Source organism: Streptomyces sp. NBC_00996, from assembly GCF_045162675.1.
In the GTDB taxonomy this organism is placed as follows: domain Bacteria; phylum Actinomycetota; class Actinomycetes; order Streptomycetales; family Streptomycetaceae; genus Streptomyces.
The window spans coordinates 1,975,048-1,996,373 of the sequence record NZ_CP108723.1 but is presented as its reverse complement, the minus strand read 5'-3'; the positions used below and the strand labels follow the sequence as shown (position 1 = coordinate 1,996,373).

The window sequence follows — 21,326 nt, the reverse complement described above, 5'->3', positions numbered from 1 at the left end:
GCGGTGTCTTCGAGCTTTGCACTCACGTCACGGTGCGTCCATACGGCGGACTCGATCGCGCCGTGACACCGACGGCATCCCGTCATGACACGGGGTGCGGGTGCCCGACCGTCGCACACGCGCGCGCGTGGCTACGATGGGCCAGCCGGTGGCCAGCAGGGGCCGCGCGGCGACACCGACCCTCGGGAAGGCCATGCTGAACAAGTACGCGCGTGCATTCTTCACGCGTGTCCTCACACCGTTCGCCGCGTTTCTCATCCGCCGGGGGGTAAGCCCCGACACGGTCACCCTCCTGGGCACGGCCGGAGTCATGGCGGGCGCGCTGGTCTTCTACCCCCGGGGAGAGTTCTTCTGGGGCACGATCGTCATCACGCTCTTCGTGTTCTCGGACCTCGTCGACGGCAACATGGCGCGCCAGCTCGGCCGCTCCAGCCGTTGGGGCGCCTTCCTCGACTCGACGCTCGACCGGGTCGCCGACGGCGCGATCTTCGGTGGCTTCGCGCTCTGGTACGCGGGCAACGGCGACGACAACGTCCTGTGTGCCGTCTCGATCTTCTGCCTGGCCAGCGGCCAGGTGGTCTCGTACACCAAGGCCCGCGGCGAGTCGATCGGGCTGCCGGTCGCGGTCAACGGACTGGTGGAGCGTGCCGAGCGGCTGGTGATCTCGCTGGTCGCGGCCGGCCTCGCGGGCCTGCACAAGTTCGGCGTGCCCGGCATCCAGGTGCTGCTGCCCATCGCCTTGTGGATCGTCGCGGTCGGCAGCCTCGTGACGCTGATCCAGCGCGTGGTGACGGTACGCCGCGAGTCCGCGGAGGCCGACGCCGAGGCCGCGGCCCAGAACAGCGGGGCCACGCCGTGACGAGCCTCCAGGACCGGCTGGTCGACGGGGCGTACGCGCTCGGCTGGAGCACCGTCAAGAAGCTCCCCGAGCCGGTCGCCGTGCGGCTCGGCCGGACCATCGCCGACCTCGCCTGGAAGAAGCGCGGCAAGGGCGTGCAGCGCCTGGAGAGCAACTACGCGCGCGTGGTGCCCGACGCGACGCCCGAGCGTCTCGCCGAGCTCTCCAAGGCGGGCATGCGCTCGTACCTGCGCTACTGGATGGAGTCCTTCCGGCTGCCCGCCTGGAGCGAGGAGCGTGTGAAGACGGGCTTCGACCCGAAGGACGTGCACCACCTCACCGACGCGCTCGCCTCCGACAAGGGCGTGATCCTCGCCCTCCCGCACATGGGCAACTGGGATCTCGCGGGCGCCTGGGTCACCACCAAGCTCCGCACGCCGTTCACGACCGTCGCCGAGCGCCTCAAGCCCGAGTCGCTGTACGACCGATTCGTCGCCTATCGCGAGGGCCTCGGCATGGAGGTCCTGCCGCACAGCGGCGGCACCGCGTTCGGCACGCTGGCCCGGCGGCTGCGCGACGGCGGGCTGATCTGCCTGGTGGCCGAGCGTGACCTGTCCTCGTCCGGCGTCGAGGTGAAGTTCTTCGGCGAGGCGACCCGGATGCCCGCGGGACCGGCTCTGCTGGCCCAGCAGACCGGCGCCCTGCTCCTTCCGGTGACGCTCTGGTACGACGACTCGCCCGTGATGAAGGGCCGCGTCCATCCCCCCGTCGAGCCGCCCGAGACAGGTACCCGGGCGGAAAAGACGTCTGTCATGACACAGGCGATGGCCGACGCCTTCGCCACGGGGATCGCCGACCATCCGGAGGACTGGCACATGCTGCAGCGCTTGTGGCTCAAGGACCTCGACCCGGGGAAGGATCCTGACAAGAACAGGAAGGATCCTGAGAACACCGGAAAGGTTTCCGATAACTCCGAGAAGGACCCTGAGAAAGGGACCCTGTGAGGATCGGCATCGTCTGCCCGTACTCCTGGGACGTGCCGGGCGGCGTCCAGTTCCACATCCGCGACCTGGCCGAGCACCTCATCCGCCTCGGCCATGAGGTGTCCGTCCTCGCCCCCGCGGACGACGAGACACCCCTGCCCCCGTACGTCGTCTCGGCGGGCCGCGCGGTCCCGGTGCCCTACAACGGCTCGGTGGCACGCCTGAACTTCGGCTTCCTGTCGGCGGCCCGGGTGCGGCGCTGGCTGCACGACGGCACCTTCGACGTGATCCACATCCACGAACCGGCCTCGCCGTCGCTCGGCCTTCTGGCCTGCTGGGCCGCGCAGGGCCCCATCGTCGCCACCTTCCACACCTCCAACCCGCGCTCCCGGGCGATGGTCGCCGCGTACTCGATCCTGCAGGCGGCCCTGGAGAAGATCAGCGCGCGGATCGCGGTGAGCGAGTACGCGCGCCGCACCCTCGTCGAGCACCTGGGCGGCGACGCGGTCGTCATCCCGAACGGTGTCGACGTCGACTTCTTCGCCCGCGCCAAGCCCAAGGCCGAGTGGCAGGGCGACACCCTCGGATTCATCGGCCGCATCGACGAGCCCCGCAAGGGCCTGCCGGTGCTCATGAAGGCCCTGCCGAAAATCCTCGCCGAGCGCCCGCAGACCAGGCTCCTGGTCGCCGGACGCGGCGACGAGGAGGAGGCGGTGGAGTCCCTGCCCGCCGAAATGCGCTCGCGCGTCGAGTTCCTCGGCATGATCAGCGACGAGGACAAGGCCCGCTTCCTGCGCAGCGTCGACGTGTACGTCGCGCCCAACACCGGTGGCGAGAGCTTCGGGATAATCCTGGTGGAGGCGATGTCGGCGGGGGCGCCGGTGCTCGCCTCCGACCTCGACGCGTTCGCCCAGGTCCTCGACCAGGGCGCGGCGGGCGAGCTGTTCGCCAACGAGGACGCCGACGCGCTGGCCGCCTCCGCGCTGCGGCTCCTCGGCGACCCGGAGCGCCGGGCCGAACTGCGCGAGCGGGGAACCGCCCACGTACGGCGCTTCGACTGGTCGACGGTCGGGGCGGACATCCTGTCCGTCTACGAGACGGTGACGGACGGGGCGGCTGCGGTTGCCACCGACGAACGGACCGGGTTCCGGGCCCGGTTCGGGCTGGCGCGGGACTGAACGTGCCGGACACCTCGGGCCGGGGAGCGTCGTGTTGCGCACCCGCGCGCGGGGAGGCCGGTTGGTTCACTTTTCCAACTGGCCGCCGTGCCCGGTCCGCGAAGTGGTCGCGGATCCGGGCACCACATCTCTGCCGTCGAGCTGCCGGGTGGCGAGTTCCGCATGGGTGACACCTTCGGCGAGGGGTATCCGGACGATGCGGAGGGACCGGTCCGTACGGTGACCTCGGAGCCCTTCCGGATCGACGCGACCGCCGTCACCAACGCCAGGTTCACCGACTCAGTGCGGGCCACCGGCTACCGCACGGAGGCGGAGCGGTACGGCAGTTCGTTCGTGTTCCACCTCTTGCTGCACCCCGGTGCGCGGGACACCGTGATGGGGGCAGTCGCCGCCGCACCCTGGTGGCTCGGTGTGGAGGGCGCCTCCTGGAGCGCGCCGGAGGGACCCGGCTCCGATCTCGAAGGCCGCACGGACCACCCTGTCGTGCACGTCTCGTTCCACGACGCGCTCGCGTACTGCTCCTGGGCGGGTGCGCGGCTGCCCACCGAGGCCGAGTGGGAGTACGCGGCGAGAGGCGGCCTCGACGGGGTGCGCTATCCCTGGGGTGACGAGTGCGCGCCCGGCGGCCGCGAGCGGATGAACACCTGGCAGGGGGACTTCCCCCCCCCGGGTCAGCACGCGCCCGGGCGGCGCGAGCGGGACCGTGGACGCGTACGAGCCCGACGGCTTCGGGCTCTACAACACCTCGGGGAACGTGTGGGAGTGGTGCGCGGACTTCTTCTCGGTGGCGGACGCTGCCCAGGTGTCCGTGGGGGATGCAGGCCGGATGCCGACGGTGAACGCCTGCCGATCGTCTTCCGTGGATGGCGGCCGGTTGTCGGCCGTGGGCGTCGGCGAGTTCGCCGAGTCCGAGGTGGACGCCGAACCCCGCGTGATCCGCGGCGGGTCCTGTCTGTGCCACGCCTCGTACTGCAACCGCTACCGGGTCGCCGCCCGCTCCAAGAACACGCCCGACTCCTCGACCGGCCACGGCGGTTTGCGTTGCGCCTGGGACCTCGAAGAGCGGTGACCATACCCGGGTAGCCTTGCCGCCCGTGACCGCAACCCTCATCTGGATCCTCGTCGGCCTCGTCGCGATCGGCCTCTACCTGAGCTGGACCGCCGGGCGACTGGACCGGCTGCACGCTCGCATCGACGCCGCCCGCGCCGCTCTCGACGCTCAGTTGCTGCGCCGGGCCTCCGTGGCACAGGAGTTGGCCACGTCCGGGGTCCTCGATCCGGCCGCCTCGATCGTGCTGTACGAGGCGGCGCACGCGGCTCGGCAGGCCGAGGAGGAGCAGCGGGAGGTGGCCGAGAGCGAGCTGAGCCAGGCGTTGCGGGCCGTGTTCGGGGAAGTGACCCAGGTCGAGGCCGTGCGGGAGGCGCCCGGCGGTGAGGAGGCGGCGAATGAGCTGGCGCAGGCCGTGCGGCGGGTGCCGATGGCTCGGCGCTTCCACAACGACGCCGTGCGTGCCGCCCGTGCGCTCCGTCGCCACCGCAAGGTCCGCTGGTTCCGCCTCGCCGGCCACGCCCCGTTCCCCATGGCCTTCGAGATGGACGACGAGCCCCCGACGGCTTTGGCGGACCGCCCGACGAGCTGAGGCCGGGTTCAGTCCGCCCCCGACCAGCCGCTTGTAGCGCAGTTCCCCGCGCCCCTTTTCAGGGGCGCGGGGAACTGCGCAATCTTTCAGGGGGTCTGGGGGCGCAGCCCCCAGGGACGGGACGGGCAGGGGCGGAGGGGGCGAAAAAAATCCACCGGCTCCCCATTGGCCCTTGCTGTGGCCTGCTCGCCTCGCGTTTCCTCGGTGCTGCACCAAACCCTCTTCCACCGAGTGAGGTCAACCCGTGTCCAGCACGCTCTCCAACTCCGCCCAGACTCCCGAGACCGGCACCGCCCGCGTGAAGCGCGGCATGGCCGAGCAGCTCAAGGGGGGCGTGATCATGGACGTGGTCAACGCCGAGCAGGCGAAGATCGCCGAGGACGCCGGCGCCGTGGCCGTCATGGCCCTGGAGCGGGTCCCCGCCGACATCCGCAAGGACGGTGGCGTGGCCCGTATGTCGGACCCGAACATGATCGAGGAGATCATCGACGCGGTCTCCATCCCCGTCATGGCCAAGTCGCGCATCGGCCACTTCGTCGAGGCCCAGGTCCTGCAGTCCCTCGGCGTCGACTACATCGACGAGTCCGAGGTCCTCACCCCGGCCGACGAGGTCAACCACTCCGACAAGTGGGCGTTCACCACCCCCTTCGTCTGTGGCGCCACCAACCTGGGCGAGGCCCTGCGCCGTATCGCCGAGGGCGCGGCCATGATCCGCTCCAAGGGCGAGGCCGGCACCGGCAATGTCGTCGAGGCCGTCCGCCACCTGCGCCAGATCAAGAACGAGATCGCCCGCCTGCGCGGCTACGACAACAACGAGCTGTACGCCGCCGCCAAGGACCTGCGCGCCCCCTACGAGCTCGTCAAGGAGGTCGCCGAGCTGGGCAAGCTTCCGGTCGTCCTCTTCTCCGCCGGTGGCGTGGCCACCCCGGCCGACGCCGCGCTCATGCGCCAGCTCGGCGCCGAGGGTGTCTTCGTCGGCTCCGGCATCTTCAAGTCGGGCGACCCGGCCAAGCGCGCCGCCGCCATCGTGAAGGCGACCACCTTCTACGACGACCCCAAGATCATCGCTGACGCGTCCCGCAACCTGGGCGAGGCCATGGTCGGCATCAACTGCGACACCCTCCCCGAGGCCGAGCGCTACGCGAACCGCGGCTGGTAAGGCACACCACCCATGAACACCCCCGTCATAGGCGTCCTGGCACTCCAGGGCGACGTACGGGAGCACCTCATCGCGCTGGCCGCGGCTGATGCCGTGGCCAGGCCGGTGCGGCGCCCCGAGGAGCTCGCCGAGGTGGATGGCCTGGTCATCCCCGGTGGCGAGTCCACCACCATCTCCAAGCTGGCCGTCCTCTTCGGAGTGATGGAGCCCCTCCGCGCGCGCGTGCGGGACGGTATGCCCGTCTACGGCACCTGCGCGGGCATGATCATGCTCGCCGACAAGATCCTCGACCCGCGCTCGGGCCAGGAGACCATCGGCGGCATCGACATGATCGTGCGCCGCAACGCCTTCGGGCGTCAGAACGAGTCGTTCGAGGCGGCGGTCGACGTCCAGGGCGTCGAGGGCGATCCTGTAGAGGGCGTCTTCATCCGCGCCCCCTGGGTCGAGTCCGTGGGTGCCGAGGCCGAGGTGCTCGCCGAGCACGAAGGCCACATCGTCGCCGTACGCCAGGGCAACGCGCTCGCCACGTCGTTCCACCCGGAACTGACCGGCGACCACCGCGTGCACGGCCTGTTCGTCGACATGGTGCGCGCGAATCGGACGCCGGAGTCCTTGTAGGATCTCTGGCGTTCGTAAAGAGTTGGGTTACGCGAAGGAGACAGGCAGATGTCCGGCCACTCTAAATGGGCTACGACGAAGCACAAGAAGGCCGTGATCGACGCCAAGCGCGGCAAGCTCTTCGCGAAGATGATCAAGAACATCGAGGTCGCGGCGCGCACGGGTGGCGCCGACCCGGCCGGCAACCCGACGCTGTTCGACGCCATTCAGAAGGCCAAGAAGAGCTCGGTCCCGAACAAGAACATCGACTCCGCGGTCAAGCGTGGTGCCGGACTCGAGGCCGGTGGCGCCGACTACGAGACGATCATGTACGAGGGTTACGGCCCGAACGGTGTCGCGGTGCTCATCGAGTGCCTCACCGACAACCGCAACCGCGCGGCCTCGGACGTGCGTGTCGCCATGACGCGCAATGGCGGCAACATGGCCGACCCGGGCTCCGTCTCGTACCTGTTCAACCGCAAGGGTGTCGTGATCGTCCCCAAGGGCGAGCTGACCGAGGACGACGTCCTGGGCGCCGTGCTCGACGCGGGTGCCGAGGAGGTCAACGACCTCGGTGAGTCCTTCGAGGTCATCTCCGAGGCCACCGACCTGGTCGCGGTGCGCACCGCGCTGCAGGAGGCCGGAATCGACTACGACTCCGCCGACGCCAACTTCGTCCCGACCATGCAGGTCGAGCTGGACGAGGAGGGCGCCCGGAAGATCTTCAAGCTGATCGACGCCCTCGAGGACAGCGACGACGTGCAGAACGTCTTCGCCAACTTCGACGTGAGCGACGACGTGATGGCGAAGGTCGACGCCTGAGGGCACTGACAGCGCGACGGGCCGACGGGACACAACCCGTCGGCCCGTCGCTTTGTCAGTGGCACCCGATAGCCTGCACAAACTGGGGGCACCTCCCAGCGGTAGCTGGGGGAGATCGAAGATGGGGGGCAGGGGTGCGGGTACTGGGCATTGACCCCGGGTTGACCCGGTGCGGAGTCGGAGTGGTCGAAGGAGTCGCGGGCCGACCCCTCACCATGCGCGCCGTCGGTGTCGTACGGACCCCGGCGGACGCCGAGTTGGGCCCGCGTCTCGTCGCCATCGAGCAGGGCATCGAGCAGTGGCTCGACGAGCACGAGCCCGAATTCGTCGCCGTGGAGCGGGTGTTCAGCCAGCACAACGTGCGCACGGTGATGGGCACCGCCCAGGCCAGCGCCGTCGCCATGCTCTGCGCCGCCCGGCGCGGCATCCCCGTCGCCCTGCACACCCCGAGCGAGGTCAAGGCCGCCGTCACCGGCAACGGGCGTGCGGACAAGGCCCAGGTGGGTGCCATGGTCACGCGTCTGCTCCGGCTCGACGCGCCGCCCAAGCCCGCCGACGCCGGCGACGCCCTGGCCCTGGCCATCTGCCACATCTGGCGCGCCCCCGCCCACAACAGACTTCAGCAGGCAGTCGCGCAGAACCGGCTCCAGCAGGCCGCCGCCCTGCACGCATCGAAACTCGCATCGAAAGGCCGTACCGCATGATCGCCTTCGTCAGCGGCCCGGTCGCCGCCCTCGCCCCGGACTCCGCGGTGGTCGAGGTCGGCGGTATCGGCATCGCCGTCCAGTGCACGCCCAACACGCTCTCCGGGCTCCGCACGGGACAGCAGGCCAAGCTGGCCACCTCCCTCGTTGTCCGTGAGGACTCGCTGACCTTGTACGGCTTCGCGGACGACGACGAGCGGCAGACCTTCGAGCTGCTGCAGACCGCAAGCGGTGTCGGCCCGCGCCTCGCGCAGGCCATGCTCGCCGTGCACACCCCCGACGCCCTGCGCCGCGCGGTGTCCACCGGGGACGAGAGGGCGCTCACCGCCGTCCCCGGCATCGGCAAGAAGGGCGCCCAGAAGCTCCTCCTGGAGCTCAAGGACCGGCTCGGCGAACCCCTCGGCACCAGTACGGGAATCGGCGCTCCGGTCAGTACCGGCTGGCGCGACCAGCTGCACGCCGCGCTCATCGGCCTCGGGTACGCGACGCGCGAGGCCGACGAGGCGGTCTCCGCGATCGCCCCGCAGGCGGAGGCCGCGGAGGGCACACCCCAGGTGGGCCAGCTCCTCAAGGCGGCCCTGCAGACCCTCAACAGAGCACGCTGAACCACCCGCAGCCCTGAGCCCCGATCGATCCACCACACCGCGAGGCACACCTGATGAACTGGGACGACCCGACCGACGACACCGCCGCCGAGCGGCTCGTCGGCCCCGCCGCGGAGCGGCTGGTGGACTCTGTCGCCGACCGCGAGGACCAGGCCGTCGAGGCCGCCCTGCGTCCCAAGGACCTGGACGAGTTCATCGGCCAGGAGAAGGTCCGCGAGCAGCTCGACCTGGTTCTGCGGGCCGCACGCGCGCGTGGCGCCACCGCCGACCACGTGCTTCTCTCGGGCGCCCCCGGACTCGGCAAGACCACCCTCTCGATGATCATCGCCGCCGAGATGGGCGCCCCGATCCGCATCACCAGCGGCCCCGCGATCCAGCACGCCGGGGACCTCGCCGCCATCCTCTCCTCCCTCCAGGAGGGAGAAGTGCTGTTCCTCGACGAGATCCACCGGATGTCCCGGCCCGCCGAGGAGATGCTCTACATGGCGATGGAGGACTTCCGCGTCGACGTCATCGTCGGCAAGGGCCCCGGCGCCACCGCCATCCCCCTCGAACTGCCCCCGTTCACCCTGGTCGGCGCCACCACGCGCGCGGGACTGCTGCCGCCCCCGCTGCGCGACCGCTTCGGCTTCACCGCGCACATGGAGTTCTACGAGCCCGCAGAGCTGGAGCGTGTCATCCACCGCTCCGCCAACCTGCTCGACGTCGAGATCGGCTCCGAAGGCGCCGCCGAGATCGCGGGGCGCTCCAGGGGCACCCCCCGTATCGCCAACCGCCTGCTGCGCCGCGTTCGCGACTACGCGCAGGTCAAGGCCGACGGGATCATCACCCGCGAGATCGCGGCGGCCGCGCTGAAGGTCTACGAGGTCGACGCCCGCGGCCTCGACCGGCTCGACCGGGGTGTCCTGGAAGCCCTGCTCAAGCTCTTCGGCGGTGGCCCGGTCGGTCTGTCCACGCTCGCTGTCGCGGTGGGGGAGGAGCGTGAGACCGTGGAGGAGGTCGCCGAGCCCTTCCTGGTACGGGAGGGACTGCTCGCGCGTACTCCCCGTGGCCGGGTGGCGACACCGGCGGCATGGGCGCATCTCGGCCTGACCCCGCCCCGCCAGTCAGTCGGTGGAAACGGACAACAGGACCTGTTCGGGACGTGACGGCGCGGGTAGGTGCCGGGACAGGAACCCCGGTGCCATGCTGAGCGTTGTTCCATGCGTGCGGACTCGCTTAGACTCCGCCGATGCCGCCCTTGTGGGCGGCGCCGACCACCCCCATCCACCAGGCCGCTCTCATCCCGCGGTCGTGCGAAGGAAACTCCGTCCCGTGAATATCGTCACCCTTCTCCCGTTCATCGTGCTCATCGGGGCCATGTTCCTGATGACCCGCTCGGCCAAGCGCAAGCAGCAGCAGGCCGCGTCGATGCGTAATGAGATGCAGCCCGGCGCCGGCGTCCGCACGATCGGGGGCATGTACGCGACGGTGAAGGAAGTCAACGAGGACACGGTCCTCCTTGACGCTGCCCCGGGCGTGGACCTGCTCTTCGCGAAGAACGCGATCGGCGCCGTTCTGACCGACGACGAGTACAACCGGATCGTTCACGGCATCGAGCACGACCTGAAGTCCGACGGCACGGTCGTTCCGGACGACGCCTCCTCCCTCACCGAGACCGACGAGCCCGCCGCCGACGCCTCCGACGACAAGCCCATCGACCTCGGCAAGAAGGACGCGGCGGACGAGTCGGCCGACGAGCCCGCCGAGGCGAAGGCCGACGAGGTCGACGCAGCAGGGCCGAAGAAGACCGACGGCGAGGCCGACGCGAAGTAGTCACGCCCCGGGAGCACGGCGCGACCCGCTCGCGCCCCGTGCTTTCCGGGACGTGCTGTTCTCGCACGGAGTCCCGACACCATGTCATGGCCGTCCGCGCGCTCACCCGGCGCAGGGCGGCCCGAGAGGGAGTACGAGAAGGTGGCAGCACCGAAGAAGGGCCGGAGCGCGAGCGCCCAGAGCAGGCCGGGGCGCTCACTGGCCCTCATCCTGATCGCCATCGCGGCGCTCACCGGGGGGATGTTCGTCTCCGGGCACCCCACTCCGCGTCTCGGCATCGACCTCGCCGGTGGCACGAGCATCACGCTCACGGCGAAGAACGAGCCGGGCCAGCCCAACGCGATCAACAAGACCAACATGGACACCGCGGTCGACATCATGAACCGCCGTGTCAACGGTCTCGGTGTCTCCGAGGCCGAGGTGCAGACCCAGGGATCCGACAACATCATTGTCAACATTCCCAAGGGCACGAACTCGAAGCAGGCCCGGGAGCAGGTCGGCACGACCGCCAAGCTCTACTTCCGTCCGGTCCTGGCCACCGAGGTCTCCGGGCCCGACGCGTCGGCCAGCCCGTCGCCGAGCGCCTCCAGCAGCTCATCCGACAAGGCCACCGACAAGGCGAGCTCGTCTTCGTCCCCGTCGAGCTCCACGACGCCGTCGGCCACCGCCACCTCCCAGGGCCGCGCGGTCACCGACGCCCTGAAGGCCGACTCCACGCCGTCGGCGAGCAGCTCCGCGAGCTCCTCGGCCTCCTCCAGCGCCTCGCCGTCCCCGAGCAGCAGCGTGGACCCCGCGACCGCCAAGCTCGAGGCCGAGTACACCGCGCTCGACTGCACGGACAAGGCGGTCCGCGCCAAGGCCGGCGACGGCGCCAAGCCCACCGACCCCACCGTGGCGTGCGGCAAGAACTCCTCCGGTCAGTGGCAGAAGTACATCCTGGGCCCGGCCGAGGTGTCCGGCACGGACATCAAGAAGGCCGGCGCCGTCTTCGACACGCAGAGCGCCGCGGGCTGGAAAGTCACCATGGAGTTCACGTCCGGTGGCTCCAAGAAGTTCGCCAGCATCACCGGCAAGCTCGCCCAGAACCAGCCCCCGCAGAACCAGTTCGCCATCGTCCTCGACGGTGAGGTCGTCTCCGACCCGCGCGTCGACCAGTCGCTGAGCGGCAACGCGGAGATCTCCGGAAGCTTCAGCCAGACCGAGGCGCAGGACCTGGCCAACATGCTGAAGTACGGCGCCCTGCCGCTCACCTTCAAGGAGTCGAGCGTCACCACGGTGACCGCCGCCCTCGGTGGCGAGCAGCTGCACGCCGGCCTGATCGCCGGCGCGATCGGCCTCGGCCTGGTCATCATCTACCTGGTGGTCTACTACCGGGGCCTGTCGCTCATCGCCATCGCGTCGCTGATGGTCTCCGCCATGCTCACCTACGTGATCATGGCGCTGCTCGGTCCCACCATCGGTTTCGCGTTGAACCTGCCGGCCGTCTGTGGTGCGATCGTCGCGATCGGTATCACGGCGGACTCGTTCATCGTGTTCTTCGAACGCATCCGGGACGAGATCCGCGAGGGCCGCTCGCTTCGCCCCGCCGTCGAGCGGGCCTGGCCGCGCGCCCGGCGCACCATCCTGGTCTCCGACTTCGTGTCGTTCCTCGCCGCCGCGGTGCTCTTCATCGTCACCGTCGGAAAGGTCCAGGGCTTCGCGTTCACCCTCGGTCTGACCACCCTGCTCGATGTGGTCGTCGTCTTCCTCTTCACCAAGCCGCTGATGACGATCCTCGCCCGCAAGAAGTTCTTCGCGAACGGTCACAGCTGGTCCGGCCTCGACCCGAAGCGACTGGGCGCCAAGCCGCCGCTGCGCCGCACCCGTCGCCCCTCCGCCCCCGTCGACACGAAGGAGGCGTGAGATGTCGAAACTCGGCACCCTCGGCGCCCGACTGCACCGCGGCGAGATCGGCTACGACTTCGTCGGCAAGCGCAAGATCTGGTACGGCATCTCGATCCTGATCACCATCACGGCCATCCTCGGCCTGACGGTGCGCGGTCTGAACATGGGCATCGAGTTCCAGGGTGGTGCCGTCCTCACCACCCCGAAGCACATGACCGTCTCGGTGAACCAGGCCGAGTCGTACGCGCAGGACGCCTCCGGCCACGACGCGATCGTCCAGAAGCTCGGCGACGGCAGCCTGCGCATCCAGATCGCCGGCATCGACACCGACAAGTCCGACCAGATCAAGGAGACGCTCTCCAAGGATCTGAAGATCGACTCGGAGAAGATCAACGCCGACCTGGTCGGACCCAGCTGGGGTGACCAGATCGCCAACAAGGCCTGGGAGGGCCTGGCGATCTTCATGGTCCTCGTCGTGATCTACCTGGCGATCGCCTTCGAGTGGCGCATGGCCGTGGCCGCGCTCGTCGCGCTGATTCACGACATCACCATCACGGTCGGCATCTACGCCCTGGTGGGCTTCGAGGTCACACCGGGCACCGTGATCGGTCTGCTCACGATCCTCGGTTACTCGCTCTACGACACGGTCGTCGTCTTCGACAGCCTCAAGGAGCAGACGAAGGGCATCACCAAGCAGACCCGCTACACCTACAGCGACGTCGCCGACCGCTCGATCAACGGCACCCTGGTGCGCTCCATCAACACCACGGTGGTCGCGCTGCTGCCGGTCGCGGGCCTGCTGTTCATCGGTGGCGGCGTGCTCGGCGCGGGCATGCTCAACGACATCTCGCTGTCGCTGTTCGTCGGCCTCGCGGCCGGTGCGTACTCCTCGATCTTCATCGCCACGCCGCTCGTCGCCGACCTCAAGGAGCGCGAGCCGCAGATGAAGGCCCTGCGCAAGCGCGTGCTCGCCAAGCGCGCCCAGGCCGCCGCGACGGGCGAGTCCCTGGAGCCCCGGGTCAGCGACGAGTCGTACGACGACGAGCCGCAGGACGCCGCGCCAGCGATCGTCGGCCCGCGCAACCAGCCCGCCTCCCGCAACCGGGGCCGTGGCCGTCCGTCGGGGAAGCGCCGATGACCGGTATCGAGGCGCTGCTGCTCAGCCGTATCCGCGACGTGGCCGACTACCCGGAGCCGGGCGTGATGTTCAAGGACATCACCCCGCTCCTGGCGGACCCTTCGGCGTTCACCGCGCTCACCGACGCGCTGGCGGACATCGCCGTCCGCAACGGGGCGACGAAGGTCGTCGGCCTGGAGGCCCGCGGCTTCATCCTCGGTGCCCCGGTCGCCGTCCGCGCCGGGCTCGGCTTCATCCCCGTACGCAAGGCGGGCAAGCTCCCCGGAGCGACCCTGGCGCAGGCGTACGACCTGGAGTACGGCTCCGCCGAGATCGAGGTGCACGCCGAGGACCTGGCCGTCGGCGACCGCATCCTGGTCGTCGACGACGTCCTCGCCACCGGCGGCACCGCCGAGGCCTCGCTCCAGCTCATCCGCCGGGCGGGCGCCGAGGTCGCGGGCGTCGCCGTGCTCATGGAGCTCGGCTTCCTGGGCGGCCGCGGCCGTCTGGAGCCGGCCCTGGAGGGCGCTCCGCTGGAGGCTCTGCTCAAGGTCTGAGGATCGAGGTCTGAGGGTCGCGTCCGAGCACCCGAGGGAAAGCCCCGGGAAAGCCTCGGGAAAGGCCTGAGACACCCGTAGGACACCGCGGAGGCGGGCCCGGAGGAATCCGGCGCCCGCCTCTCGTGTTCCACCTGTACGAGGCCGTCCCAGCGGCCGAGAGAGAGTCCGACACCCAGGATCGCTACCATGGGGTTTCCGGAGCCTGACCGGGGGACCCGGAACGCGCACGAGGAGCCCTCTTGCCAGACGAGGCCCAGCCACTCACCGCCGCCAAGCCCGAGCCCGCCTCGGCCGCGGCGGAGAAGCCCGCGAAGAACGCCACGAGCGGGCCGGTCGAGCATGCCCAGTCCGCGCCCGACTACAAGGCGGCCGAGCAGCCACGCCCCAAGCCGGCCCCTCCCGAGCGCGCCACGAGCACCCCGGCGATCCGACCGGCGGCGGGCCAGCCCGCCCGCACCGGCGGCTCCTCCAACCGCGTACGGGCCCGCCTCGCCCGTCTCGGCGTGCAGCGCTCCAACCCGTACAACCCGGTCCTGGAGCCGCTGCTGCGGATAGTGCGCAGCAACGACCCGAAGATCGAGACGGCGACTCTCCGGCAGGTCGAGAAGGCCTACCAGGTCGCCGAGCGCTGGCACCGCGGCCAGAAGCGCAAGAGCGGCGACCCGTACATCACGCACCCGCTCGCCGTGACCACGATCCTCGCCGAGCTGGGCATGGACCCGGCCACGCTGATGGCGGGCCTGCTGCACGACACCGTCGAGGACACCGAGTACGGCCTCGACACCCTCAAGCGGGACTTCGGTGACCAGGTCGCCCTCCTCGTCGACGGCGTCACCAAGCTCGACAAGGTCAAGTTCGGCGAGGCCGCGCAGGCCGAGACCGTGCGCAAGATGGTCGTCGCCATGGCGAAGGACCCCCGTGTCCTGGTCATCAAGCTCGCCGACCGCCTGCACAACATGCGCACCATGCGCTACCTCAAGCGTGAGAAGCAGGAGAAGAAGGCGCGCGAGACCCTGGAGATCTACGCGCCGCTCGCCCACCGCCTGGGCATGAACACCATCAAGTGGGAACTGGAAGATCTCGCCTTCGCGATCCTCTACCCCAAGATGTACGACGAGATCGTCCGCCTGGTCGCCGAGCGCGCCCCCAAGCGCGACGAATACCTCGCCATAGTGACCGACGAGGTCCAGTCCGACCTGCGCGCCGCCCGTATCAAGGCGACCGTCACCGGTCGCCCGAAGCACTACTACAGCGTCTACCAGAAGATGATCGTCCGAGGCCGTGACTTCGCGGAGATCTACGACCTGGTGGGCATCCGTGTCCTCGTCGACACCGTCCGGGACTGCTACGCCGCCCTCGGCACCGTGCACGCGCGATGGAATCCGGTCCCCGGCCGGTTCAAGGACTACATCGCGATGCCCAAGTTCAACATGTACCAGTCGCTGCACACGACGGTGATCGGCCCCAACGGCAAGCCCGTCGAACTCCAGATCCGCACGTTCGACATGCACCGCCGCGCCGAGTACGGCATCGCCGCGCACTGGAAGTACAAGCAGGAGACCGTCGCCGGTTCCTCCAAGATCCGTACGGATGTGCCCCGGGCGGCCAAGGGCAGCGCGGGCCAGGACACCGTCAACGACATGGCGTGGCTGCGCCAGTTGCTCGACTGGCAGAAGGAGACCGAGGACCCCAGCGAGTTCCTGGAGTCCCTGCGCTTCGACCTGTCGCGCAACGAGGTCTTCGTCTTCACGCCCAAGGGCGACGTCATAGCGCTCCCGGCCGGTGCGACGCCGGTGGACTTCGCGTACGCGGTCCACACGGAGGTCGGCCACCGCACGATAGGCGCACGGGTCAACGGACGCCTCGTCCCGCTCGAATCCACCTTGGACAACGGCGACTTGGTGGAGGTCTTCACCTCCAAGGCGGCCGGTGCGGGCCCGTCCCGCGACTGGCTGGGCTTCGTGAAGTCGCCGCGCGCCCGCAACAAGATCCGCGCATGGTTCTCCAAGGAGCGCCGGGACGAGGCGATCGAGCAGGGCAAGGACGCCATCGCCCGCGCGATGCGCAAACAGAACCTGCCGATCCAGCGCATCCTCACCGGTGACTCCCTGGTCACCCTCGCGCACGAGATGCGCTACCCCGACATCTCGTCCCTGTACGCGGCGATCGGCGAGGGCCATGTCGCCGCACAGAGCGTCGTGCAGAAGCTGGTGCAAGCACTCGGCGGCGAGGAAGCGGCCACCGAGGAGATCGACGAGAGCGTTCCGCCCGCGCGCGGTCGCGGTCGCAAACGTCGCTCCAACGCCGACCCGGGTGTCGTCGTCAAGGGCGTCGATGACGTGTGGGTCAAGCTGGCACGCTGTTGTACGCCAGTCCCCGGCGACCCCATCATCGGGTTCGTCACCCGCGGCAGCGGCGTATCGGTTCACCGCAGCGACTGCGTCAACGTCGAGTCGCTCTCCCGCGAGCCCGAGCGCATCCTCGAGGTCGAGTGGGCCCCGACCCAGTCCTCGGTCTTCCTGGTCGCCATCCAGGTCGAGGCCCTGGACCGCTCCCGGCTCCTGTCGGACGTCACCCGCGTCCTGTCGGACCAGCACGTCAACATCCTGTCGGCGGCCGTCCAGACCTCCCGCGACCGCGTCGCGACCTCCCGCTTCACCTTCGAGATGGGTGACCCCAAGCACCTGGGGCACGTCCTGAAGGCGGTGCGGGGCGTGGAGGGCGTGTACGACGTGTACCGCGTGACGTCGGCCCGCAGGCCGTAGACCCGCAGGCCGTACATCGGCCACTGCGTAGAGGGGCTCCCGTACGCACCGTACGGGAGCCCCTCTACGCAGTGGCGGGAAAACTAGCCGCCGAACTCCTGCAGGCCCTTCAGAGCCTGGTCGAGCAGCGCCTGGCGGCCTTCGAGCTCCTTCTGGAGCTTGTCGGCCTTGGACGCGTTGCCCGCGGAGCGAGCCGCCTCGACCTGGCTCTGAAGCTTGTCCACCGCGGCCTGGAGCTGACCGGTGAGCCCCTCGGCACGCGCGCGTGCCTCGGGGTTGGTCCGGCGCCACTCGGCCTCCTCGGACTCCTGCAGAGCCCGCTCCACCGCGTGCATCCGGCCCTCGACCTTCGGGCGCGCGTCGCGCGGCACATGGCCGATGGCCTCCCATCGCTCGTTGATGGAGCGGAAGGCGGCGCGGGCGGCCTTGAGGTCCGTCACCGGTACGAGCTTCTCGGCCTCCTCGGCCAGCTCCTCCTTGAGCTTGAGGTTCTCCGACTGCTCCGCGTCGCGCTCGGCGAAGACGGAGCTGCGCGCCGCGAAGAACACGTCCTGGGCGCCGCGGAAGCGGTTCCACAGGTCGTCCTCGTGCTCGCGCTGGGCGCGGCCCGCGGCCTTCCAGTCGGCCATCAGCTCGCGGTAGCGCGCCGCCGTCGGACCCCAGTCGGCCGAGCCGGACAGCGACTCGGCCTCGGCGACCAGCTTCTCCTTGGTCTTGCGGGCCTCCTCGCGCTGCGCGTCCAGCGAGGCGAAGTGCGCCTTGCGGCGCTTGGAGAACGCCGAGCGCGCGTGCGAGAAGCGGTGCCACAGCTCGTCGTCCGACTTGCGGTCGAGTCGCGGCAGCCCCTTCCACGTGTCCACCAGGGAGCGCAGCCGCTCACCGGCCGCCCGCCACTGGTCGCTCTGCGCCAGCTCCTCGGCCTCGACGACCAGCGCCTCCTTGGCGTGCCGCGCCTCGTCGGACTGCTTGGCCCGCTGGGCCTTGCGCTCCTCACGGCGCGCGTCGACCGTCTCGACGAGCTTGTCCAGCCGCTTGCGCAGCGTGTCCAGATCACCGACCGCGTGGTGGGCGTCCACCTGCTCGCGGATGTGGTCGATGGCGGCCTGGGCGTCCTTCGCCGACAGGTCGGTGGTCTTCACTCGCTTTTCGAGGAGGCCGATCTCGACAACCAGGCCCTCGTACTTGCGCTCAAAGTAGGCCAACGCCTCATCAGGAGAGCCGGCCTGCCAGGAACCGACGACCTGCTCGCCATCGGCCGTACGCACGTACACGGTCCCCGTCTCGTCGACGCGTCCCCACGGGTCGCTGCTCACAGCGCCTCCTCCACATGATGCCTGTGAGGGGCGTCAGCGCCCCCTGGCATCGTCCACAGTTTCGTCACGGCCAACATAGGCGACCAGCGGGTTGCCTGTCCGCATCCCGCGCGACCGAAGTTCCCCGGTTGACGGTCAGGATTTCGTGATGGTCGCCTTGTTGATCACCACGGTCGCGTTCGGTGCGGTGTTGCCCGTCTGAGGGTCGGCGGGCTGCGCACCGGCTGCGGCAATCTTCTTGAGAACCTTCATCCCTGCATCGGACACCGTTCCGAACGGTGTGTAGTCGGGCGGCAGCTGACTGTCCTGGTAGACGAGGAAGAACTGGCTGCCACCGGTGTGGCGACCCTGCTTCGTCTGGGCGTTGTACTGGTTCGCCATCGCAACGGTGCCCGCCGGATACACGTTGCCCTTCAGGCTTTTGTCCTTCAGGTTCTCGTCCGGGATCGTGTAGCCCGGACCACCGGCGCCGGTGCCCTGCGGGTCACCGCACTGCAGCACGTAGATGCCGTCGGTGGTGAGCCGGTGGCACTTGGTGTGGTCGAAGAAGCCCTTGGCCGCGAGGAAGTTGAACGAGTTCACGGTGTGCGGGGCGGCGGCCGTCTTCAGCGCGATGTCTATGTCACCGCACGTCGTCGCCATCTTCATTGTGTAGTCCGCGGACTTGTCGATGGTGATCGCCGGCTCCTTCTTCCAGCTGAGCGACTTCACCTTGCCTGCCGCGGCCTTCTCGCACGGATCCGGCGCCTTGCTCGTCGGCGTGGCGCTCGGGGTTACTTCGGCGCCCGCGTTGGCCTTCTTGTCGTCGTTCTTGAAGACCCCGGTCGCGTACGACACGACACTGCCCACCACGACGACCCCCAGGACCGAGGCGACCACCGCGTTGCGTGCGTGTGTCTTGCGTCGCGCGGCCGTGCGCCGCTGCTGCTGTCGCAAGAACTTCTCCCGGGCGAGCTGACGCCGCCGCTGTTCCTGGCTGACCACCGGGTTTTCTCCTCATGCGTCTCGTACGTCAAGTGGGACGCGTGCGTCTTGTGAGCCGACCGCCTGCGTGTGCCCCGTACCGTATATGGGTTCGCTGAGGAATCGGCAGCGCCGGTAGGCTCTGATCCACAGCCACCCACCCCGTACGAGACAACCGCGTACGCCACCACGAAGGACGATCGTGCTCATTGCCGGGTTCCCCGCCGGGGCCTGGGGGACCAACTGTTACCTGGTCGCCCCCGCCGCGGGTGAGGAGTGCGTGATCATCGACCCGGGCCATCAGGCCGCCCAGGGAGTCGAGGACGCACTCAAGAAGCATCGGCTCAAGCCCATCGCGGTCATCCTCACCCACGGACACATCGACCACGTCGCCTCGGTCGTCCCGGTCTGCGGAGCGCACGACGTACCGGCGTGGATCCACCCCGACGACCGGTACATGATGAGCGACCCGGAGAAGGCGCTCGGCCGGTCCATCGGAATGCCGCTGATGGGCGAGCTGACGGTGGGGGAGCCGGACGACGTGAAGGAGCTGACCGACGGCGCGAAGCTGGCGCTGGCCGGTCTGGAGCTGTCCGTCGCGCATGCGCCCGGCCATACCAAGGGGTCGGTGACCTTCCAGATGCCCGAGAACGCGGACATCCCGTCCGTGTTCTTCTCCGGGGATCTGCTGTTCGCCGGCTCCATCGGACGCACCGACCTGCCCGGCGGCTCCCACGCCGAGATCCTCGACTCGCTGGCCCGTGTGTGCCTGCCGCTCGACGACTCGACCGTGGTGCTGTCCGGCCACGGCCCCCAGACGACCATCGGCCAGGAGCGCGCCACCAATCCGTACCTGCGGCAGGTGGCCGCCGGCCTGGGAGCGGACCCGACCTCCGCTCCTCGACGAGGAATGTGACGAGAGAATTCCGTGAGCACCTTCAAGGCCCCCAAGGGCACGTACGACCTGATTCCGCCGGAGAGCGCGAAGTACCTCGCGGTGCGCGAGGCGATCGCCGCGCCGCTGCGGAACTCCGGCTACGGCTACATCGAGACCCCCGGCTTCGAGAACGTCGAGCTGTTCGCGCGCGGGGTCGGTGAGTCCACCGACATCGTGACCAAGGAGATGTACGCCTTCGAGACCAAGGGCGGCGACAAGCTGGCCCTGCGTCCGGAGGGCACGGCCTCCGTACTGCGCGCGGCTCTGGAGGCCAACCTGCACAAGGCGGGCAACCTCCCCGTCAAGCTCTGGTACTCGGGCTCGTACTATCGCTACGAGCGTCCCCAGAAGGGCCGTTACCGGCACTTCTCCCAGGTGGGCGCCGAGGCGATCGGAGCCGAGGACCCGGCGCTGGACGCCGAGCTGATCATCCTGGCGGACCAGGCGTACCGCTCGCTGGGGCTGCGCAACTTCCGGATCCTGCTGAACTCCCTCGGCGACAAGGAGTGCCGCCCCGTCTACCGGGCCGCTCTGCAGGACTTCCTGCGCGGCCTGAATCTGGACGAGGACACCCTCCGTCGCGCGGAGATCAACCCCCTGCGCATCCTCGACGACAAGCGCGACGACGTTCAGAAGCAGCTGGTGGGAGCCCCGCTCCTGCGGGACTACCTGTGCGACGCGTGCAAGGCGTACCACGAGGAGGTGCGCGAGCTGATCACGGCCGCGGGCGTCTCCTTCGAGGACGACCCGAAGCTGGTCCGCGGGCTCGACTACTACACCCGTACGACCTTCGAGTTCATCCACGACGGCCTGGGCTCGCAGTCCGCGGTGGGCGGCGGCGGCCGTTACGACGGCCTGTCCGAGATGATCGGCGGTCCCGCGCTGCCGTCGGTGGGCTGGGCGCTGGGTGTCGACCGCACGGTCCTCGCCCTGGAGGCCGAGGGAGCCACGCTCGAACTGCCCGCGTCCACCAGTGTGTTCGCGGTGCCGCTCGGGGAAGAGGCCCGGCGGGTGCTGTTCGGTGTGGTCACGGCGTTGCGCAAGGCCGGGGTCGCGGCGGACTTCTCCTACGGCGCGAAGGGGCTCAAGGGCGCGATGAAGAACGCGAACCGGTCGGGCGCGCGGTACACCATCGTCGCCGGTGAGCGGGATCTCGCCGAGGGCGTGGTGCAGCTCAAGGACATGGAGTCCGGCGAGCAGACCGCGGTGCCCGTGGACGGGATCGTGGCGGCGCTGGAGTCGAGGCTGGGCTGAGGGGTGGGGGGCCGGGGTGGGTTTTGTTCCGCCCCCGCCGCCCTTACCCGTCCCGTTCCTGGGGGCTGACGCCCCCAGGAGCGCCCCGCAAGGGGCGCGGGGAATGCGCGACCACCCCCACCCAGCCGCAGCCGAAAGACCAGTGCGGGAGGGGTAGGGGCGGAGGGGACGGCTGCAATCCATCAGCGGCTC

Annotated in this window: 19 protein-coding genes and 1 pseudogene; 18 read left to right on the top strand and 2 right to left on the bottom strand. The window is 69.6% G+C overall.

Going from position 1 to position 21,326, the window contains the following annotated elements; all coding sequences use genetic code 11:
• Positions 1-136: 136 nt before the first annotated feature.
• From pgsA to OG390_RS09475, 16 genes and pseudogenes are all read left to right on the top strand, one after another.
• Positions 137-859, top strand: coding sequence for a phosphatidylinositol phosphate synthase (pgsA, locus tag OG390_RS09550; RefSeq protein WP_399076363.1), 723 nt, complete (start codon positions 137-139; stop codon positions 857-859).
• Positions 856-1,842, top strand: a complete 987-nt coding sequence (locus OG390_RS09545) for a phosphatidylinositol mannoside acyltransferase (protein ID WP_406166656.1) — start codon at positions 856-858, stop codon at positions 1,840-1,842. Before pgsA ends, OG390_RS09545 begins: the two co-directional genes overlap by 4 nt.
• Positions 1,839-2,999 carry a glycosyltransferase family 4 protein gene (locus tag OG390_RS09540; protein WP_406166654.1) on the top strand — a complete coding sequence of 387 codons (1,161 nt, stop codon included), beginning with the start codon at positions 1,839-1,841 and terminating at the stop codon, positions 2,997-2,999. Before OG390_RS09545 ends, OG390_RS09540 begins: the two co-directional genes overlap by 4 nt.
• A gap of 162 nt (positions 3,000-3,161) precedes the next feature.
• Positions 3,162-4,068, top strand: a pseudogene (locus OG390_RS09535) (formylglycine-generating enzyme family protein).
• A 25-nt stretch (positions 4,069-4,093) separates the two neighbouring features.
• On the top strand, positions 4,094-4,639 hold the full coding sequence (locus OG390_RS09530) for a hypothetical protein (protein ID WP_406166652.1): 546 nt from the start codon (positions 4,094-4,096) through the stop codon (positions 4,637-4,639).
• A gap of 310 nt (positions 4,640-4,949) precedes the next feature.
• On the top strand, positions 4,950-5,798 hold the full coding sequence (gene pdxS / locus OG390_RS09525; RefSeq protein WP_406177574.1) for a pyridoxal 5'-phosphate synthase lyase subunit PdxS: 849 nt from the start codon (positions 4,950-4,952) through the stop codon (positions 5,796-5,798).
• Between the two features lie 12 nt (positions 5,799-5,810).
• Complete coding sequence (gene pdxT / locus OG390_RS09520; RefSeq protein WP_399076355.1) at positions 5,811-6,416, top strand: pyridoxal 5'-phosphate synthase glutaminase subunit PdxT; 606 nt, start codon at positions 5,811-5,813, stop codon at positions 6,414-6,416.
• 48 nt (positions 6,417-6,464) lie between these two features.
• Positions 6,465-7,217, top strand: a complete 753-nt coding sequence (locus tag OG390_RS09515; RefSeq protein WP_406166650.1) for a YebC/PmpR family DNA-binding transcriptional regulator — start codon at positions 6,465-6,467, stop codon at positions 7,215-7,217.
• A 134-nt stretch (positions 7,218-7,351) separates the two neighbouring features.
• The gene (gene ruvC / locus OG390_RS09510; protein ID WP_406166648.1) at positions 7,352-7,921 is read left to right on the top strand and encodes a crossover junction endodeoxyribonuclease RuvC; all 570 of its coding nucleotides are present in this window, start codon (positions 7,352-7,354) and stop codon (positions 7,919-7,921) included.
• A complete protein-coding gene (ruvA, locus tag OG390_RS09505; protein ID WP_406166646.1) occupies positions 7,918-8,526 on the top strand; it encodes a Holliday junction branch migration protein RuvA in 609 nt (202 codons plus the stop codon). Before ruvC ends, ruvA begins: the two co-directional genes overlap by 4 nt.
• 53 nt (positions 8,527-8,579) lie before the next feature.
• The gene (gene ruvB / locus OG390_RS09500; RefSeq protein ID WP_406166645.1) at positions 8,580-9,674 is read left to right on the top strand and encodes a Holliday junction branch migration DNA helicase RuvB; all 1,095 of its coding nucleotides are present in this window, start codon (positions 8,580-8,582) and stop codon (positions 9,672-9,674) included.
• Positions 9,675-9,840: 166 nt separating this feature from the next.
• A complete protein-coding gene (gene yajC, locus OG390_RS09495; protein WP_406166643.1) occupies positions 9,841-10,341 on the top strand; it encodes a preprotein translocase subunit YajC in 501 nt (166 codons plus the stop codon).
• 141 nt (positions 10,342-10,482) lie between these two features.
• On the top strand, positions 10,483-12,243 hold the full coding sequence (gene secD / locus OG390_RS09490; protein WP_406166641.1) for a protein translocase subunit SecD: 1,761 nt from the start codon (positions 10,483-10,485) through the stop codon (positions 12,241-12,243).
• 1 nt (position 12,244) lies between these two features.
• Entirely contained in the window at positions 12,245-13,363 is a 1,119-nt protein-coding gene (gene secF / locus OG390_RS09485) for a protein translocase subunit SecF (RefSeq protein ID WP_406166639.1), read from the top strand.
• The gene (locus OG390_RS09480; protein WP_406166637.1) at positions 13,360-13,899 is read left to right on the top strand and encodes an adenine phosphoribosyltransferase; all 540 of its coding nucleotides are present in this window, start codon (positions 13,360-13,362) and stop codon (positions 13,897-13,899) included. The genes secF and OG390_RS09480 overlap by 4 nt, the downstream gene beginning before the upstream one ends.
• Before the next feature lie 242 nt (positions 13,900-14,141).
• Entirely contained in the window at positions 14,142-16,667 is a 2,526-nt protein-coding gene (locus OG390_RS09475; protein ID WP_406166636.1) for a RelA/SpoT family protein, read from the top strand.
• An 83-nt stretch (positions 16,668-16,750) separates the two neighbouring features.
• Here the strand turns inward: OG390_RS09475 and OG390_RS09470 are convergent, their stop codons facing one another.
• Together OG390_RS09470 and OG390_RS09465 are read right to left on the bottom strand one after the other, a co-directional pair.
• On the bottom strand, positions 16,751-17,980 hold the full coding sequence (locus OG390_RS09470) for a DUF349 domain-containing protein (RefSeq protein ID WP_406166634.1): 1,230 nt from the start codon (positions 17,978-17,980) through the stop codon (positions 16,751-16,753).
• Between the two features lie 135 nt (positions 17,981-18,115).
• The gene (locus OG390_RS09465) at positions 18,116-18,964 is read right to left on the bottom strand and encodes a peptidylprolyl isomerase (protein ID WP_406166632.1); all 849 of its coding nucleotides are present in this window, start codon (positions 18,962-18,964) and stop codon (positions 18,116-18,118) included.
• A gap of 181 nt (positions 18,965-19,145) precedes the next feature.
• Between OG390_RS09465 and OG390_RS09460 the strand changes: the two genes are divergently transcribed.
• Together OG390_RS09460 and hisS are read left to right on the top strand one after the other, a co-directional pair.
• Positions 19,146-19,859 (top strand): MBL fold metallo-hydrolase, encoded by a 714-nt coding sequence (locus tag OG390_RS09460; protein ID WP_406166630.1) that lies wholly within the window; start codon positions 19,146-19,148, stop codon positions 19,857-19,859.
• Between the two features lie 12 nt (positions 19,860-19,871).
• Complete coding sequence (gene hisS, locus OG390_RS09455; RefSeq protein ID WP_406166628.1) at positions 19,872-21,134, top strand: histidine--tRNA ligase; 1,263 nt, start codon at positions 19,872-19,874, stop codon at positions 21,132-21,134.
• The last annotated feature ends 192 nt before the right edge of the window (positions 21,135-21,326 follow it).

Coding starts and splice junctions, on each gene's coding strand:
- pgsA (WP_399076363.1), top strand. CDS start 137: ATGGGCCAGCCGGTGGCCAGCAGGGGCCGCGCGGCGACACCGACCCTC.
- pdxS (WP_406177574.1), top strand. CDS start 4,950: ATGGCCGAGCAGCTCAAGGGGGGCGTGATCATGGACGTGGTCAACGCC.
- pdxT (WP_399076355.1), top strand. CDS start 5,811: ATGAACACCCCCGTCATAGGCGTCCTGGCACTCCAGGGCGACGTACGG.
- OG390_RS09515 (WP_406166650.1), top strand. CDS start 6,465: ATGTCCGGCCACTCTAAATGGGCTACGACGAAGCACAAGAAGGCCGTG.
- ruvA (WP_406166646.1), top strand. CDS start 7,918: ATGATCGCCTTCGTCAGCGGCCCGGTCGCCGCCCTCGCCCCGGACTCC.
- ruvB (WP_406166645.1), top strand. CDS start 8,580: ATGAACTGGGACGACCCGACCGACGACACCGCCGCCGAGCGGCTCGTC.
- secF (WP_406166639.1), top strand. CDS start 12,245: ATGTCGAAACTCGGCACCCTCGGCGCCCGACTGCACCGCGGCGAGATC.
- OG390_RS09480 (WP_406166637.1), top strand. CDS start 13,360: ATGACCGGTATCGAGGCGCTGCTGCTCAGCCGTATCCGCGACGTGGCC.